At 57.3% G+C, this 14,772-nt stretch carries 21 protein-coding genes and 1 tRNA gene; 4 read left to right on the top strand and 18 right to left on the bottom strand.

All coding sequences use genetic code 11. The features are described from left to right. Nucleotides 1–83: 83 nt before the first annotated feature. Together AC07R0_RS16645 and AC07R0_RS16640 are read left to right on the top strand one after the other, a co-directional pair. Nucleotides 84–560 carry a rhodanese-like domain-containing protein gene (locus AC07R0_RS16645; RefSeq protein ID WP_495105778.1) on the top strand — a complete coding sequence of 159 codons (477 nt, stop codon included), beginning with the start codon at nucleotides 84–86 and terminating at the stop codon, nucleotides 558–560. Nucleotides 561–623: 63 nt separating this feature from the next. Beyond that, on the top strand, nucleotides 624–1,397 hold the full coding sequence (locus AC07R0_RS16640; RefSeq protein ID WP_495105672.1) for a type III pantothenate kinase: 774 nt from the start codon (nucleotides 624–626) through the stop codon (nucleotides 1,395–1,397). 47 nt (nucleotides 1,398–1,444) lie between these two features. Here AC07R0_RS16640 and AC07R0_RS16635 read toward each other — a convergent pair whose 3' ends face one another. Both AC07R0_RS16635 and AC07R0_RS16630 read right to left on the bottom strand, forming a co-directional pair. Continuing rightward, nucleotides 1,445–2,653 (bottom strand): M20 aminoacylase family protein, encoded by a 1,209-nt coding sequence (locus AC07R0_RS16635; RefSeq protein ID WP_495099274.1) that lies wholly within the window; start codon nucleotides 2,651–2,653, stop codon nucleotides 1,445–1,447. A 12-nt stretch (nucleotides 2,654–2,665) separates the two neighbouring features. Then, complete coding sequence (locus tag AC07R0_RS16630) at nucleotides 2,666–3,802, bottom strand: ABC transporter substrate-binding protein (protein WP_495076787.1); 1,137 nt, start codon at nucleotides 3,800–3,802, stop codon at nucleotides 2,666–2,668. 32 nt (nucleotides 3,803–3,834) lie between these two features. Here AC07R0_RS16630 and AC07R0_RS16625 point away from each other — a divergent pair, with 32 nt between their 5' ends. Then, the gene (locus AC07R0_RS16625; RefSeq protein WP_495105671.1) at nucleotides 3,835–5,919 is read left to right on the top strand and encodes a molybdopterin-containing oxidoreductase family protein; all 2,085 of its coding nucleotides are present in this window, start codon (nucleotides 3,835–3,837) and stop codon (nucleotides 5,917–5,919) included. On the opposite strand, the gene AC07R0_RS16620 is transcribed toward AC07R0_RS16625, so the two are convergent. Continuing rightward, entirely contained in the window at nucleotides 5,916–6,080 is a 165-nt protein-coding gene (locus tag AC07R0_RS16620; RefSeq protein ID WP_495105670.1) for a hypothetical protein, read from the bottom strand. The two genes, AC07R0_RS16625 and AC07R0_RS16620, sit on opposite strands and share 4 nt — an antisense overlap. Nucleotides 6,081–6,331: 251 nt before the next feature. On the opposite strand from AC07R0_RS16620, the gene AC07R0_RS16615 reads away from it, so the two are divergent. Beyond that, nucleotides 6,332–7,012 (top strand): ProQ/FinO family protein, encoded by a 681-nt coding sequence (locus AC07R0_RS16615; protein ID WP_495105669.1) that lies wholly within the window; start codon nucleotides 6,332–6,334, stop codon nucleotides 7,010–7,012. Nucleotides 7,013–7,160: 148 nt separating this feature from the next. Here the strand turns inward: AC07R0_RS16615 and AC07R0_RS16610 are convergent. The 15 genes from AC07R0_RS16610 to rpsN form a co-directional block, all read right to left on the bottom strand. Next, nucleotides 7,161–7,237: transfer RNA gene (locus tag AC07R0_RS16610), tRNA-Met, on the bottom strand. Between the two features lie 21 nt (nucleotides 7,238–7,258). Beyond that, on the bottom strand, nucleotides 7,259–7,657 hold the full coding sequence (gene rplQ / locus AC07R0_RS16605) for a 50S ribosomal protein L17 (protein ID WP_490591324.1): 399 nt from the start codon (nucleotides 7,655–7,657) through the stop codon (nucleotides 7,259–7,261). Nucleotides 7,658–7,740: 83 nt separating this feature from the next. Continuing rightward, nucleotides 7,741–8,733 carry a DNA-directed RNA polymerase subunit alpha gene (locus AC07R0_RS16600; protein ID WP_490591325.1) on the bottom strand — a complete coding sequence of 331 codons (993 nt, stop codon included), beginning with the start codon at nucleotides 8,731–8,733 and terminating at the stop codon, nucleotides 7,741–7,743. A gap of 108 nt (nucleotides 8,734–8,841) precedes the next feature. After that, nucleotides 8,842–9,465: a 30S ribosomal protein S4 gene (gene rpsD, locus AC07R0_RS16595; RefSeq protein ID WP_495076790.1), complete on the bottom strand. Its 624-nt coding sequence runs from the start codon at nucleotides 9,463–9,465 to the stop codon at nucleotides 8,842–8,844. 109 nt (nucleotides 9,466–9,574) lie between these two features. Beyond that, nucleotides 9,575–9,979 (bottom strand): 30S ribosomal protein S11, encoded by a 405-nt coding sequence (rpsK, locus tag AC07R0_RS16590; RefSeq protein ID WP_092757621.1) that lies wholly within the window; start codon nucleotides 9,977–9,979, stop codon nucleotides 9,575–9,577. A gap of 18 nt (nucleotides 9,980–9,997) precedes the next feature. After that, nucleotides 9,998–10,363, bottom strand: coding sequence for a 30S ribosomal protein S13 (gene rpsM / locus AC07R0_RS16585; protein ID WP_483302262.1), 366 nt, complete (start codon nucleotides 10,361–10,363; stop codon nucleotides 9,998–10,000). A 23-nt stretch (nucleotides 10,364–10,386) separates the two neighbouring features. Beyond that, a complete protein-coding gene (rpmJ, locus tag AC07R0_RS16580) occupies nucleotides 10,387–10,500 on the bottom strand; it encodes a 50S ribosomal protein L36 (protein ID WP_028820150.1) in 114 nt (37 codons plus the stop codon). Nucleotides 10,501–10,599: 99 nt separating this feature from the next. Beyond that, a complete protein-coding gene (gene secY, locus AC07R0_RS16575) occupies nucleotides 10,600–11,916 on the bottom strand; it encodes a preprotein translocase subunit SecY (RefSeq protein WP_495076791.1) in 1,317 nt (438 codons plus the stop codon). 24 nt (nucleotides 11,917–11,940) lie between these two features. Continuing rightward, the gene (gene rplO / locus AC07R0_RS16570; protein ID WP_495099278.1) at nucleotides 11,941–12,372 is read right to left on the bottom strand and encodes a 50S ribosomal protein L15; all 432 of its coding nucleotides are present in this window, start codon (nucleotides 12,370–12,372) and stop codon (nucleotides 11,941–11,943) included. Between the two features lie 9 nt (nucleotides 12,373–12,381). After that, nucleotides 12,382–12,564: a 50S ribosomal protein L30 gene (rpmD, locus tag AC07R0_RS16565; RefSeq protein ID WP_495076793.1), complete on the bottom strand. Its 183-nt coding sequence runs from the start codon at nucleotides 12,562–12,564 to the stop codon at nucleotides 12,382–12,384. Nucleotides 12,565–12,578: 14 nt separating this feature from the next. After that, on the bottom strand, nucleotides 12,579–13,103 hold the full coding sequence (gene rpsE, locus AC07R0_RS16560) for a 30S ribosomal protein S5 (RefSeq protein ID WP_490591330.1): 525 nt from the start codon (nucleotides 13,101–13,103) through the stop codon (nucleotides 12,579–12,581). A 17-nt stretch (nucleotides 13,104–13,120) separates the two neighbouring features. Continuing rightward, nucleotides 13,121–13,486 carry a 50S ribosomal protein L18 gene (gene rplR / locus AC07R0_RS16555; protein ID WP_490591331.1) on the bottom strand — a complete coding sequence of 122 codons (366 nt, stop codon included), beginning with the start codon at nucleotides 13,484–13,486 and terminating at the stop codon, nucleotides 13,121–13,123. A gap of 11 nt (nucleotides 13,487–13,497) precedes the next feature. Further along, a complete protein-coding gene (gene rplF / locus AC07R0_RS16550; RefSeq protein ID WP_495076794.1) occupies nucleotides 13,498–14,031 on the bottom strand; it encodes a 50S ribosomal protein L6 in 534 nt (177 codons plus the stop codon). A 16-nt stretch (nucleotides 14,032–14,047) separates the two neighbouring features. After that, entirely contained in the window at nucleotides 14,048–14,443 is a 396-nt protein-coding gene (rpsH, locus tag AC07R0_RS16545; protein WP_490591333.1) for a 30S ribosomal protein S8, read from the bottom strand. 20 nt (nucleotides 14,444–14,463) lie between these two features. Continuing rightward, the gene (gene rpsN / locus AC07R0_RS16540; protein WP_490591334.1) at nucleotides 14,464–14,769 is read right to left on the bottom strand and encodes a 30S ribosomal protein S14; all 306 of its coding nucleotides are present in this window, start codon (nucleotides 14,767–14,769) and stop codon (nucleotides 14,464–14,466) included. Nucleotides 14,770–14,772 lie beyond the last annotated feature (3 nt).

Genomic DNA, 14,772 nt, shown 5'->3' with positions numbered 1-14,772 from the left:
CCCACAACCCGCGTATTGCGCATAAAACCCTGGAAGAATTTACCGCCACCATGGACGCCCTGAACCTCCCCCGCCCGCAACGCATGGACGAAGCCGTGCCCGCCAACCTGCACTCCGGACTGCGCCACGACGCCGGCGCACCCGCCCAGGCCGACGGCGTACGCGCCGCCCAGGGCTATGCCGGCGACGTCACGCCCCAGCAGGCCTGCGCCTGGTGGCAGGCCGGCCAGGCCGTGCTGATCGATGTGCGCACCGATGCCGAGCGCGAATGGGTAGGCTTTGTGCCCGGCGCCGTGGCCCTGGCCTGGAAGCAATGGCCGGGCATGGCCCTGAACCCCGGCTTCGACGCCGGCCTGCAAGCGGCATTGGCCGGTGGCCAGAAGGCGGTGTTCCTGTGCCGCAGCGGCGTGCGCTCCGTAGCCGCCGCCAAGCGCGCCACCGAGCTGGGCCTACAGGCCTACAACATCCTGGAAGGCTTTGAAGGCGACCCGGACGGCGACGCCCAGCGCGGCCACAAAGGCGGCTGGCGCTTCCACGGCCTGCCCTGGCGCCAGGGCTGAGCGCCCGCAAACCACCGACGGGAGGGCGCCGATAATGCGCGCAAAGAATACGGAGACCGCAGGATGAGTTTTCTCGCCATCGACATTGGCAACACCCGACTCAAGTGGTCGCTGTACGAAGTCCCCCACCCCGGCGCGACCTTGCTGGCCCACGGCGCGGAATTCCTGGAGAACATAGACAAACTGGCCGAAGGCCCCTGGGCCGGGCTGAGTGCCCCCGACAGAATGCTGGGCTGCATCGTCGCTGGCGACGCCGTCAAGCGCCGCGTCCATGAGCAGATGGAACTGTGGGACGTCGCCCCGCAGTGGGTCGTGGCCAGTGCGGCCGAGGCCGGCCTGACGAATGGCTATGACCACCCCACCCGCCTGGGCGCCGACCGCTGGGTCGCCATGGTGGGTGCCCGCCACCGCATGCTGGCCCAGGGGCAGACCCGACCCATGGTGGTGGTGATGGTGGGCACCGCGGTCACGGTGGAGGCCATCGACGAACACGGCAAGTTCCTGGGCGGCCTGATCCTGCCGGGCCACGGCATCATGCTGCGCGCGCTGGAGTCCGGTACGGCCGGCCTGCACGTGCCCACCGGCGAGGTGCGCCTGTTCCCCACCAATACCAGCGACGCACTGACCAGCGGCGGCACCTACGCCATCGCCGGCGCGGTAGAGCGCATGGTGCAGCACGTGCGCCAGCACTGTGGCATGGAGCCGGCCTGCTACATGACCGGCGGTGCCGGCTGGAAGATGGCGCCCAGCATGTCAGTGCAATTCGAGCTGGTGGACAACCTGATTTTCGACGGCCTGCTAGCCTTGGCGGCGCTGCGTTTCAACACTGAAAGTTAAGGGCTTTTTAGGCCTCTAGCGCAGGAAATACCTGCGCGAGCAGCTATCTATTTTGAAGCAGTCGAATCCGCGGATGCCAGCCACATCTCGGCCAATCGCACCCAGTAGGTGGCGCCCAGGGGCAGCAGCCTGTCGTTGAAGTCGTAACTAGGGTTGTGCAAGGTGCAAGGCCCTTCGCCATGGCCCATGGAACGATGGTCGCCGTCGCCATTACCAATAAAGCAGTAAGCGCCCGGCTTGGCCAGCAACATGAAGGCGAAGTCCTCGGCGCCCATGGTGGGCTCCTGCTTCACCACATTTTCGGGGCCGACGATGCTCTCCATCACCTTGCGGGCGAACCCGGCCTCCATCGGGTGGTTGATGGTGGGCGGGTAGTTCCGCACAAATTCGAATTCACAGCGCGCGTCAAAGGCACTGCACAGGTTATCGGCAATCTGGCGCATGCGCGCCTCGATCAAATCCAGCACCTCGATGCTGAAGGTGCGCACCGTGCCCTGCAGCTCGACGCTGTCGGGCACGATATTGGTGGCCGAACCACCATGCACCATGGTGACCGAGATCACCCCGGCGTCTATGGGTTTTTTATTGCGGCTGATGATAGTCTGGAAGGCCAGCACCATCTGGCAGGCAATGGGCACCGGGTCCACCCCCATCTGCGGCATGGCGGCATGGCTGCCCTTGCCGTGGATGGTGATCTTGAATTCATTGCTGGACGCCATCACCGGCCCGGGGCTGACGGCAAACTGCCCCTCCCCCATGCCCGGCCAGTTATGCATGCCGAACACGGCTTCCATGGGGAAGCGCTCGAACAGCCCCTCTTGCACCATGTCGCGGGCGCCGCCGCCGCCTTCCTCGGCCGGCTGGAAAATCAGGTAAACCGCGCCGTCAAAGTTGCGGTGCTCGGCCAGGTACTGGGCCGCGCCCAGAAGCATGGCGGTATGACCGTCATGGCCACAAGCATGCATCTTGCCGGGGTACTGGCTGGCATGCGCAAAAGTGTTGAACTCTTGCAGCGGCAGCGCGTCCATGTCGGCGCGCAGGCCGATGGCACGTTTGGACGTGCCGTTCTGCACCATGCCCACTACGCCTGTACCGGCCAAGCCGCGGTGGAAAGGTATGCCCCACTCGGTCAGCTGGCGCGCCACGAGGTCGGCGGTGCGTACCTCCTGAAAGCTCAGCTCCGGGTGGGCGTGCAGGTCGCGGCGCAGTGCTGCGATGCCGGGGGCCTGCTCGGCAATGGCTTCAATGATGGACATGGCTTGGCTCCTTCAGGTGCGTACCCGCCCATCGCCGGTCAGCATGGACAGGTCTACATAGCTCGACCCCACGTGGTCGGTGGAGGAAAAGGTGACGGAGAAGCCCCCATAGGACTGTGCGCCCAGCGATTCCAGCCCGCTCACCACCGACTCACGGGACAGGCCCTTGCCGGCCGCTGCGCGCTTCAGGCCGTCCACCATCACCATGGCGGCCAGGTAACCTTCCATGCTGGAGAAGTTGGCCTTGGCATCGCCGCCCGCGGCCTTGACCGCCTCCACGAAGCCGTGGGCCAGTGGCGTGCTCGCGCTGTACGGCGACGGCACCACCTGGCTTACCACCACGCCCGCGGCGTCGCGGCCCAGCTCGTCGGCCAGGGCCTGGGTTCCGACAAAGGACACATTGAAAAACTGCCCGCCATAGCCTGCCTTGCGTGCCCCACGAATAAAAGCGGCACAGGATTTGTAGGCACTGATCTGCACAATCGCATGCGGTGTGGCGGCGCGCAGTATCTCCACCGAACGCGCCACATCGACGGAATTGCGCTCCACCGTGGCGGTAGCCACCGGCTTGCGGCCCAGCTTGGACAGGGCCAGATTCACGCCGTCCAACCCGGCCTTGCCGTAAGCGTCGTTTTGGTAAAACACCGCGATACGGTCCAGGCCCAGCTGGGTCAGCTGCTTGACGATGCGGGCGGTTTCGTCCTGGTACGAGGCCCGCACATGGAAAGCATATCTGCTGAATGGATCACGCAGCGACATGGCGCCGGTCAGCGGCGCCACGAAAGGCGTTTTGGCCTGGATCGCCAGCGGCAACGCCATCAGGCTGGTGGGCGTACCTACGTAGCCAAACAGAGACAGCACGTCGGCAGCCAATAGTTTGCGGGTGTTTTCCAGGCAGCGGTCAGGCTCGTAGCCGTCATCCAGCGAGCGCAGCTCGATCTGCCGCTGGGCAATCCCCCCTTGGGCATTCACGTGGTCAAAGTACAGCTGGGCACCCTGCGCATACTGGATACCCAGCTGGGCTGCAGGCCCGCTGAGTGCTGCAGATTGGCCCAACACGATTTTCCCGCTGGACTGGGCACGCACCATGGGGCTGCCCGCCATGGCAGCAACCCCAGCGGCAATAGAAAAATGTCGGCGATTTATCATGGGTCCATTCTGTCAGAAGCGAATTAACCATCATGCACGTACCCGAATCCAGCAGCACCCACCAGGTGCGCGGCGCCTGCCCCCACGACTGCCCGGACACCTGCTCCCTGCTAACCACGGTGCAGGATGGCATCGCCCTCAAGGTACAGGGTAATCCGGCGCACCCGCACACCGACGGAGTGCTGTGCGCCAAGGTGTCGCGCTATACCGAGCGCACCTACCACCCCGAACGCCTGCTGCAACCGCTCAAGCGCACGGGCCCCAAGGGATCGGGCCAGTTTGCCCCCGTCAGCTGGGACGAGGCGCTGGCGGACATCGCCGCACGCCTGCAGTCCATCGCCGCCCGCAACCCCGAGGCCATATTGCCCTATAGCTACGCCGGCACCATGGGCCTGGTACAAGGCGAAAGCATTGCCGCACGCTTTTTCCACAAACTGGGCGCCTCGCTGCTGGACCGCACCATCTGCGCATCCGCCGGCGGCGAAGGGTTGCTGCAGACGCTGGGCGGCAAGGTGGGTATGAGGGTGGAGTTCTTTGCCGAGTCCAAGCTGATCCTAATCTGGGGCAGCAACTCTATCGGCAGCAACCTGCATTTCTGGCGCTATGTGCAGCAAGCCAAACGCAACGGCGCACGCCTGGTCTGCATAGACCCACGCAAAACCGAAACCGCAGAAAAGTGCCATGAACACATTGCCCTGCGCCCGGGTACCGACGCGGCCCTGGCCCTGGCCTTAATGCACCAGCTGATCACCCACGACTGGTTGGACCACGCCTATCTGGCCGACCACACGTTGGGCTGGCCGGGGCTGCGCGAACGCGCACTGCAATGGCCGCCAGAGCGCGCCGCCGAAGTCTGCGGCATACCTGTGGAGCAAATCCAGGCGCTGGCCCGTGATTACGGCCAATGCTTTCTGGACGGGCAGCCCGCCGCTATCCGCCTGAATTACGGCATGCAGCGCACCCGGGGCGGTGGCAATGCCACGCGGGCCGTGGTCAGTCTGCCCGCGTTGATTGGCGCCTGGCGGCATCGAGCCGGCGGCGTGCTGATGAGCAGCTCGGGGCTGTTCCCGGTACAACGCACCGCGTTGCAACGCCCTGACCTACTGGCCGGCCGGCAACCCCGGACCATCAATATGAGCACGATTGGCGACGCCTTGCTAGACACGTCTGCAGCACCCATCGAGGCCCTGCTGGTCTACAACAGCAACCCGGTGGCCGTGGCCCCCGAATCCGGCAAGGTGGTGCAAGGCTTCGCGCGCGAGGACCTGTTTACCGTGGTGCTGGAACACTTCCAGACGGACACGGCCGACTACGCCGACTACATCCTGCCAGCCACCACGCAGCTGGAGCACTGGGACGTACACAGCGGCTACGGCCATACCGATGCGCTGCTGAACCGGCCGGCCATCGCACCCGTGGGGCAGTCCAAACCCAATACACAAATCTTTCGCGAGCTGGCGGCCCGCATGGGCTTTGACGAGCCCTGCTTCAGCGACAGCGACGAAACCTTGTGCCGCACCGCCTACGGCGAGCAGCTTGATTTTCAGCTCTTGCTGGAGCAAGGTTTTGCCACCATCGCGCTACCGGACGCGCCGTTTACGCAAGGGCAATTCCCCACGCCTTCGGGCAAATGCGAGTTCTACAGCGCACGCCTGGCCGCGCAGGGCCTGGATGGCCTGCCCGATTACCTGCCGAACTACGAGGCTGCAGGCGCCTCTGCAGACTATCCGCTGGCCATGATTTCGCCGCCGGCACGCAATTTTCTCAACTCCAGCTTCGTCAACGTCACCAGCCTGCGCGACATCGAAGGCGAACCCTTGCTGGAAATCCATGCGGATGACGCACGGGCACGCGGCATCAGCAACGGAGCGGTCGTCCGTGTCTTCAACCAGCGTGGGATGTACCGCTGCAAGGCGAAGGTATCGCCCCGAGCCCGTCACGGAGTCGTCAACGGGCTGGGTATCTGGTGGCGCAAACTAGGCCTGGACGGCAGCAACGTGAACCAGCTCACCAGCCAAAAGCTGACCGACCTGGGACGCGCGCCAACGTTTTACGATTGCTGGGTGGAAGTCGCGTTGGACATCCCAGCTGAAATGCCTGAAACCCCAATCGCTTAGGCAGCGACGGCGTTCTTCTCCGACTTGCTTTTAGCCGCAGTGGCAGCTGGTGCACCGACTACCTGCCAAATAGTCTTGAACTTGGTTTCAGGAATGGGCAGGGGTTGGGTACGTTCTGCCTCTACGGGCGCTGCGGGAACCACGGGTGCTTTCTTAGCCATGAATACTTTCAAATTTTCGAGAGCGCCGATTGTCGCAGCTACGGAGCGACGTTCCGCATTGCGGGGCATCTGAAAACCATGACAACACCCACTCGCCGAGCATAAATGTTGCCCCCATGCAACATATATCTGAGCCCTACCGATGGACCTCACCAAACGGTCGCCTGCGACTATCCAGCTTATGGTTGAAAATAAGGGGCCTCGGGGCACGCAGACTGGCGCCCTTCCACTTTCAGAACACTCCATTTCCTGTGACCACTCCCCTCGCTCCGTCGCCTGCCTCCAAGATCGCACGAAAGCCACGCCCCGCACGTGCCCCACAACCCAGCCGCACCGTGCACCCACTGCTGGATGTACTGCGCAATCTGTATCCCCAGGTTTTTGGCGACCGCGTAGTGCCCCTCAAGCTAGGCATCTTCCATGAATTGGTCGCAGCCCATCCTGAGGCCTTGGAAGCCAAGGCCTTACGTGAGGCCTTGGGCCAACACACACGTTCCACGCGTTATCTGGACCGGATGGCTAGCGGCCTACCACGCCACGGCCTGGATGGCCAAGCTGTGGAAGAGATGGCTCCAGAACACGTGCACCAGGCCATCATGGAAGTCGCTCGCCGGGACCGCAACAGCCAGAGCGCGGCCTCCCAAGCCAAACTGCGCTTACGGCTACGAAATGCCTTTGAAGCATCAGGACTCAGCCGTGGCGACTATGCAGAGCGCGTCAAGCCACCGCTGGAAGCCTGGAATGCATTGTTAGATGAGGCTTACACAGAGCATGGCGCTGAAGCCGCCAAACGAGAAGCTTTGCTGAAAGCATTTGAAGGTAGCGGCCAAACCCCTGCACAATTTGCGGACAGCTACGGCATGGATGCCCAAACTACAGAAAAGTCTTTGGAGCTTGCGCAGCAAGAGCGTGCATGCAAACAAGGTAATTAAAAGCATGCAGCGGGACATTCCCTGCTGTGAGCTCTGTACTTTTGAGACTACAAATCGCTGCTGGATGGCGTTAGAAACTGAAAGATCCAGAAATGAAAAAACCCACTCAAGGTGGGTTTTTTCATTCACGACAAATACTTGTCGAAACTGGTTGCGCGAGTAGGATTTGAACCTACGACCTTTGGGTTATGAGCCCAACGAGCTACCAGGCTGCTCCATCGCGCGGTATTTTTCTATTATAGCAGCTTATTCTTGGTCAGCTGATATTTCTACAACTTCTTTTGTCTCAGCACGATCGACCAGCTCGACCAATGCCATAGGCGCGTTATCGCCCACACGGAAACCCATCTTCAAGATACGGGTGTAACCACCTGGACGGGCGTTGAAACGCGGGCCCAGATCATTGAACAGCTTGGTCACGCTATCGCGATCGCGCAGGCGGTCGAACGCCAGACGGCGGTTCGCAACAGTTGCTTCCTTGGCCAAAGTGATCATGGGTTCGATCACGCGGCGCAATTCCTTGGCCTTGGGCAAAGTGGTCTTGATGACTTCGTGTTCAATCAACGAATTCATCATGTTGCGCAGCATAGCTAGGCGGTGCGAGCTAGTGCGGTTAAGTTTACGAAGTCCGTGTCCGTGGCGCATGGTGCATTCCTTTCAATTATTTTGACGCGCAGCCGGATCAGGTACTGCGCGTTGCACGTTGTCCTTTGCAGGACATTTTTAAATTAACGCTTGTCGAGGCCAGCAGGTGGCCAGCTTTCAAGCTTCATTCCCAAAGTCAGACCGCGGGAAGCCAAAACTTCCTTGATCTCATTCAAGGACTTACGCCCCAGATTGGGAGTCTTCAACAACTCATTCTCGGTGCGCTGAATCAGATCACCGATGTAGTAGATGTTTTCAGCTTTCAGGCAGTTTGCAGAGCGAACCGTCAATTCCAGCTCGTCTACAGGACGCAACAAGATAGGATCGAATTGAGTGCTACCGCGTGGTGCAGGCTGTTCAAATACGCCGGCCAACTCGCTACCTTCCAACTGCGCAAACACCGCGAGTTGTTCGACCAAGATTTTAGCCGATGCGCGCACAGCATCTTCTGCAGAGATCGCACCATTGGTTTCGATCTCAACCACCAGCTTATCCAGATCGGTACGTTGTTCAACGCGGGCGCTTTCCACCGTGTAGCTTACGCGCTTCACTGGGGAGAAAGATGCATCCAGAACAATGCGGCCAATCGACTTAGTCTGCTCATCCGCATAACGGCGCATGCTACCTGGAACATAACCACGGCCTTTTTCAACCTTGATTTGCATGTCCAGCTTGCCGCCCTGCGACAGGTGCGCAATGACATGTTCTGGATTGATGATTTCCACGTCATGCGGAGTTTGGATGTCGGCAGCGGTAACAACACCGTCACCGTCCTTGCGCAGACTCAGCGTAACCTCATCACGGTTGTGCAATTTGAAAACCACGCCCTTGAGATTCAACAGAATGTTGACAACGTCTTCTTGAACGCCATCGATCGAAGAATACTCATGCAAAACACCTGCAATCGTCACCTCAGTCGCTGAATAGCCCACCATAGACGACAACAGCACACGACGCAACGCATTGCCCAGCGTGTGCCCGTAACCACGTTCAAATGGCTCCAGCGCTACTTTGGCACGGTTGTGTCCCAATTGCTCAACATTGATGGCTTTGGGTTTCAGCAAATTAGTTTGCATGCATGCTTCCTCTCAATACCCCCAGCTCGTTACACCGGTAAGGCAAGTGTTGGTTCTAGACTGCAGTGCCCCGCAGCCTAGGAACAAAATCAAACGAAAAATGCGGAATTAACGCGAATACAACTCAACGATCAGAGATTCGTTGATGTCAGCAGCAAACTCGTCGCGATCAGGAACCTTCTTGAAGGTACCTTCAGCTTTCTCGACACTCACTTCCACCCAGGCAGGCAAACCAACTTGTTGTGCCAATTGCAGGGCTTCAACAATACGGTTCTGCTTCTTGGACTTGTCGCGAACGGAGACGATGTCGCCAGTCTTAACCATGTAAGAAGGGATGTTCACCGACTGACCATTTACCGTGATAGCCTTATGGGACACCAACTGACGTGCTTCAGCACGCGTGGAACCAAAACCCATGCGATACACGACGTTGTCCAAACGGGACTCCAGCAGGAACAACAGGTTTGCACCGGTATTGCCCTTGCGACGATCTGCTTCTTCGAAATAGCGACGGAACTGGCGCTCCAGAACACCATACATGCGCTTTACTTTTTGTTTTTCGCGCAGTTGGAGACCGAAGTCAGAAGTACGCGCACCAGAGGTACGACCGTGCTGACCAGGTTTGGAGTCGAACTTAGCCTTGTCGCTGATCGAACGGCGTGCGCTCTTCAGGAACAGATCGGTGCCTTCACGGCGAGAGAGTTTGGCCTTGGGGCCGAGATAGCGTGCCACTTGAGCTTCCTTTTATATTATCTTCCGCGAAAAATCCGCGGGAGCCGTCTGATCAATACAGACGGCGGTGGGCTTATTTAGAAACGTACCCAGAAATGTTGATCTGGAATTAGATCCGACGACGCTTTTGAGGGCGGCAACCGTTGTGCGGCACAGGCGTCACATCCGCGATGGACGTGATACGGATACCGAGGGCACCCAATGCACGGACAGACGATTCACGACCAGGTCCAGGACCCTTGATTTCTACATCCAGGTTCTTGATACCTTGCTCAATGGCAGCACGACCAGCCACTTCCGATGCAACCTGGGCAGCAAACGGTGTAGATTTACGCGAACCCTTGAAACCCTGACCACCGGACGAAGCCCAGGACAAGGCATTGCCTTGGCGATCGGTAATCGTGATGATGGTGTTATTGAAAGAAGCATGCACGTGGGCCACGCCATCGGAAACGTTCTTGCGAACTTTCTTACGCACGCGCTGCGATGCATTACTTTGCTGAGCTTTTGCCATAGTGATCTCTCAATCTCTTTATTTCTTCAGGGACGCCGCAGCCTTACGCGGACCCTTACGGGTGCGGGCGTTGGTACGGGTACGCTGACCACGCATAGGCAAACCGCGACGGTGGCGGAAACCACGGTAGCAACCGATGTCCATCAATCGCTTGATGTTCATCGTGGTTTCTCTACGCAAATCGCCTTCAATGGTGAATTGAGCGATCTGGTCGCGGATCTTTTCCAGATCTGCGTCGGTCAAGTCCTTGACCTTCTTGGAATATGCAATGTCGCATGCTTCGCAAATCTTGCGAGCGCGTGTGCGACCGATGCCGAAAATGGCCGTCAAGCCAATTTCTGCATGCTGTTGCGGCGGAATATTAATACCAGCGATACGTGCCATGTGCGTCCTCTAAAACTTTTCTATCAACCTTGACGCTGTTTGTGACGGGGATCTGTACAGATCACACGAACCACACCCTTGCGGCGGATGACTTTACAGTTACGGCATATTTTCTTAACCGAAGCTGAAACTCTCATATAACTCTCCTAAAACTTTTTTGCCAGTCCTACCTATATCGGGCAGAACACAATACGAGCCTGCGAAAAATCGTAGGGCATCACCTACAAATACTCTTATCAAGTACCTGCTGAAGATTTGAAATTTGCCTTTTTCAGCAATGACTCATATTGCTGCGACATCATGTAGTTCTGCACTTGGGCCATGAAATCCATGGTCACTACAACAATAATCAACAGCGAAGTACCACCAAAATTAAACGGCACATTGTATTTAAGCACCAGTATTTCAGGGATCAAACAAACAAAGGTGATATAGACAGCGCCAGCCAAAGTCAGGCGGAGCAAAATTTTGTCTATATAACGCGCTGTATGCTCACCAGGCCGAATACCAGGAATAAAAGCGCCACTCTTCTTCAAGTTATCTGCTGTCTCACGGCTATTGAAAACCAAGGCCGTATAGAAAAAGCAGAAAAACACTATCGCACTTGCATAAAACAGCACGTAGACTGGTTGACCGGGACTCAGCATTCCTGCCACATCCTTTAACCAACGCAACGATTCCGTGGTGCTAAACCAGTTCACTACTGTGGCTGGCAACAAGATGATGGAAGATGCGAATATTGGAGGAATCACGCCCGCCATATTTAGCTTCAACGGCAAGTGCGAAGACTGACCACCATAAACTTTATTACCAACTTGCCTTCTGGCGTAATTCACCAAAATCTTGCGCTGACCCCGTTCAACGAAAACAACGAAGTAGGTAACCAATGCAACTACAGCAACAATGAAAATGGAAGAAATAATGCTCATCGCACCAGTCCGCACCAATTCCAGCAGTCCACCAATAGAGCCAGGCAAACCCGCAGCAATACCGGCAAAAATCAGAATCGAAATACCGTTACCCAAACCGCGCTCAGTGATCTGTTCACCCAACCACATCAAGAACATGGTTCCTGCTGTCAAGCTGACAACAGCCGTCATACGGAAACCGAAACCAGGCGACAAAACCAAACCAGGCGAACTTTCCAACCCTGTTGCAATTACCAAGGATTGAAACAACGCCAAACCTAACGTTCCATAGCGTGTGTACTGGGTAATCTTACGACGACCAGATTCGCCTTCCTTTTTCATCTGCTCAAACATCGGCACCACATATCCCATCAATTGCATAATGATGGAGGCCGATATATAGGGCATGATTCCCAAGGCAAATACTGTGAAGCGCGACAAAGCGCCACCCGAAAACATATTGAACAGACTCAATATGCCACCTTGCTGCCCTTTGAAAAGCTGTTGCAGTTGTGCTGGATCAATTCCGGGAACCGGAATATGCGCACCAATTCGGTACACAACCAGCGCCAGCAACAAAAACACCAAGCGGCGACGCAGGTCACCAAACTTACCCGTTTTTGCAATTTGAGCGCTAGTTGCCACCGAATATTTCCTTCAACTGTAAAGTCAAACCAAGCTGCCGCCAGCAGCTTCGATCGCAACCTTGGCTGCGGCCGTAGCGCCGATACCGGTCAATTTGACAGCCTTGGTCAATTCGCCAGTCTTGATGACCTTGACGACTTTGGCCAATTCACCAATCAAACCAGCTTGCTTCAACAGCATGACGTCAACTTCTGCTGCGCCCAGTTGCTCGAGAGCAGTGAGAGTCACTTCAGCATTGAACTTCAGCAAATGCGATTTGAAACCACGCTTTGGCAAGCGGCGTTGCATAGGCATTTGACCGCCTTCAAAACCTACCTTGTGGTAACCACCGGCACGCGATTTTTGACCTTTGTGGCCACGACCTGAGGTTTTACCCAGGCCAGAGCCAATGCCGCGACCGACGCGACGCTTGGCGTGCTTTGCGCCCGCTGCGGGCTTAATGCCATTGAGTTCCATCGTCATCCCTTAGAGGACTTTGACCAGATAACTGATCTTGTTGATCATGCCGCGGACTTCAGGCGTATCTTGCAATTCGCTAACACTGCGAATCTTGCGTAGACCCAAACCACGAACGGTAGCGCGATGCGATTCTTTCGTGCCGATAGGGCTACGAACCAGCGTCACTTTGATTGTTTGTTGCGTTGTCATATCAATGCCCTTGCTTAAGCGAGGATCTCTTCAACGTTCTTGCCGCGCTTGGCTGCAATATCCGCTGGAGTGGTCGAGTTACGCAAGGCGTCCAGAGTTGCACGCACCATGTTGTAAGGGTTGGACGAACCGTGGCTTTTCGCAACGATGTCGGTGATACCCATTACTTCAAAGACAGCGCGCATTGGGCCGCCTGCAATGATGCCGGTACCCTTGGGAGCCGGAGCCATCATTACGTTGGCTGCGCCATGCTGACCGGTCACCTTATGAAAAACGGAACCGTTCTTCAAGGTCACCTTGACCATATTGCGACGCGCTTCTTCCATCGCCTTTTGAACAGCTGCTGGAACTTCCTTGGACTTGCCCTTGCCCATGCCAACGCGGCCTTCGCCGTCGCCGACCACGGTCAAAGCTGCAAAACCGAGAATTCGGCCGCCTTTAACAACCTTGGTCACGCGGTTCACCGCGATCATCTTCTCGCGCAGACCGTCCTCAGGCCCTTCAGCCTTACCCTGCATTTTTCCTTGAACTTTAGCCATGATTTTTTCCGATCTGCTTAGAACTGCAAGCCAGCTTCGCGGGCAGCATCGGCAAGCGCCTTGACGCGGCCGTGGTACGCAAAACCTGAGCGATCAAACGCTACTTTTTCAACACCAGCGGCTTTGGCTTTTTCGGCAATCAGTTTGCCGATAGCTTGAGCAGCAGTTGTGTTGCCACCCTTGCCAGAACCACCAAGTTCTTTGCGAACCGCAACTTCTGCAGTCGAAGCGCTGGCCAAAACCTTGGCACCGTCGCCAGAGATAACACTGGCGTAGATGTGCAGATTCGTACGATTTACCGTCAAGCGTGCAACGCCTTGGGTCGCAATACGAATGCGGGTTTGGCGAGCACGGCGGAGACGCTGTTCTTTTTTGGTCAACATGTTGCGGCTCCTTACTTCTTCTTGGTTTCTTTGATCGTGATCTTCTCATCCGAATAACGGATGCCCTTGCCCTTATAAGGCTCGGGAGGACGAATCGCACGAATCTCAGCAGCCACTTGGCCAACGCGTTGACGGTCCGCACCCTTGATCAGAATTTCTGTCGGGGTGGGCGTCGCAACGGTGATACCAGCAGGCATATCGATATTAACGGGGTGGGAGTAACCCACAGCCAAGTTCAGCTTGGCACCTTGAGCGGCGGCTTTGTAGCCCACGCCTATCAGGCTCAGCTTCTTCTCGAAGCCCTTGGTCACACCAACAACCATGTTGTTTACCAGCTGACGCATGGTGCCCGACATGGCATTGGCTTCACGTGATTCATTCGCTGGGGCAAAGGTTAACTTGCCGGCATCATTCACCACTTTGACCAGTGCATTTTGGGTCAACGACAGCGTGCCGCCGGTGCCCTTGACATTGATTTGGTCGTCCTTGATTGCCACATCCACACCAGCGGGGATGGCAACAGGCATTTTTCCTACGCGAGACATTTGCTATTTCTCCTGCTTAAGCGACGTAGCACAAGACTTCGCCGCCAACGCCGGTAGCGCGGGCTTTGCGGTCGGTCATCACGCCTTGGGGGGTGGTGACAATCGCCACGCCCAAGCCATTCATGACTTGAGGGATGGCATCATGGCCTTTGTAAACACGCAGGCCAGGACGGCTTACGCGTTCGATACGTTCGATCACTGGGCGACCGGCGTAGTATTTCAAAGTGATTTCCAGCTCACTTTTTCCAGCATCGGTTTTCACCTTGAAGCCGTCAATGTAGCCTTCGTCCTTCAGCACTTGGGCAATCGCCACCTTCACTTTGGAAGAGGGGATCGATACGGTAGTCTTGGCTACCATTTGCGCATTGCGGATACGGGTCAGCAAGTCGGCAATGGGGTCACTCATACTCATGTCTAGTTCTCCTGCCTTACTTACCAGCTGGCCTTAACCATACCGGGGATATCGCCAGCGAAAGCCAGCTCACGCACCTTAGCGCGGGCCAGACCGAACTGACGGAACGTGCCACGTGGACGACCCGTGATCGCGCAACGATTGCGTTGGCGAGTGGGGTTCGCGTTACGTGGGAGCTGTTGCAGAGCCAGACGGGCTACTGCGCGCTCTTCTTCGCTTTTCTTTGCGTCGTTCGAAGTTGCCTTCAGTTCCGCATGCTTAGCTGCATATTTGGCGACCAGACGGTCACGCTTGAGCTCGCGCTCGATCAAAGCTTTTTTAGCCACACG

Source organism: Rhodoferax sp. GW821-FHT07F03 (assembly GCF_059418745.1).
This window is presented reverse-complemented; position numbering and strand designations above follow the sequence as displayed.

Excerpts from the sequence above, each read along its gene's own strand:
- AC07R0_RS16645 (WP_495105778.1), top strand. The coding sequence starts at position 84 with ATGGACGAAGCCGTGCCCGCCAACCTGCACTCCGGACTGCGCCACGAC.
- AC07R0_RS16640 (WP_495105672.1), top strand. The coding sequence starts at position 624 with ATGAGTTTTCTCGCCATCGACATTGGCAACACCCGACTCAAGTGGTCG.
- AC07R0_RS16635 (WP_495099274.1), bottom strand. The coding sequence starts at position 2,653 with ATGTCCATCATTGAAGCCATTGCCGAGCAGGCCCCCGGCATCGCAGCA.
- AC07R0_RS16630 (WP_495076787.1), bottom strand. The coding sequence starts at position 3,802 with ATGATAAATCGCCGACATTTTTCTATTGCCGCTGGGGTTGCTGCCATG.
- AC07R0_RS16625 (WP_495105671.1), top strand. The coding sequence starts at position 3,835 with ATGCACGTACCCGAATCCAGCAGCACCCACCAGGTGCGCGGCGCCTGC.
- AC07R0_RS16620 (WP_495105670.1), bottom strand. The coding sequence starts at position 6,080 with ATGGCTAAGAAAGCACCCGTGGTTCCCGCAGCGCCCGTAGAGGCAGAA.
- rplQ (WP_490591324.1), bottom strand. The coding sequence starts at position 7,657 with ATGCGCCACGGACACGGACTTCGTAAACTTAACCGCACTAGCTCGCAC.
- AC07R0_RS16600 (WP_490591325.1), bottom strand. The coding sequence starts at position 8,733 with ATGCAAACTAATTTGCTGAAACCCAAAGCCATCAATGTTGAGCAATTG.
- rpsK (WP_092757621.1), bottom strand. The coding sequence starts at position 9,979 with ATGGCAAAAGCTCAGCAAAGTAATGCATCGCAGCGCGTGCGTAAGAAA.
- rpsM (WP_483302262.1), bottom strand. The coding sequence starts at position 10,363 with ATGGCACGTATCGCTGGTATTAATATTCCGCCGCAACAGCATGCAGAA.
- rpmJ (WP_028820150.1), bottom strand. The coding sequence starts at position 10,500 with ATGAGAGTTTCAGCTTCGGTTAAGAAAATATGCCGTAACTGTAAAGTC.
- rplO (WP_495099278.1), bottom strand. The coding sequence starts at position 12,372 with ATGGAACTCAATGGCATTAAGCCCGCAGCGGGCGCAAAGCACGCCAAG.
- rpmD (WP_495076793.1), bottom strand. The coding sequence starts at position 12,564 with ATGACAACGCAACAAACAATCAAAGTGACGCTGGTTCGTAGCCCTATC.
- rpsE (WP_490591330.1), bottom strand. The coding sequence starts at position 13,103 with ATGGCTAAAGTTCAAGGAAAAATGCAGGGTAAGGCTGAAGGGCCTGAG.
- rplR (WP_490591331.1), bottom strand. The coding sequence starts at position 13,486 with ATGTTGACCAAAAAAGAACAGCGTCTCCGCCGTGCTCGCCAAACCCGC.
- rplF (WP_495076794.1), bottom strand. The coding sequence starts at position 14,031 with ATGTCTCGCGTAGGAAAAATGCCTGTTGCCATCCCCGCTGGTGTGGAT.
- rpsH (WP_490591333.1), bottom strand. The coding sequence starts at position 14,443 with ATGAGTATGAGTGACCCCATTGCCGACTTGCTGACCCGTATCCGCAAT.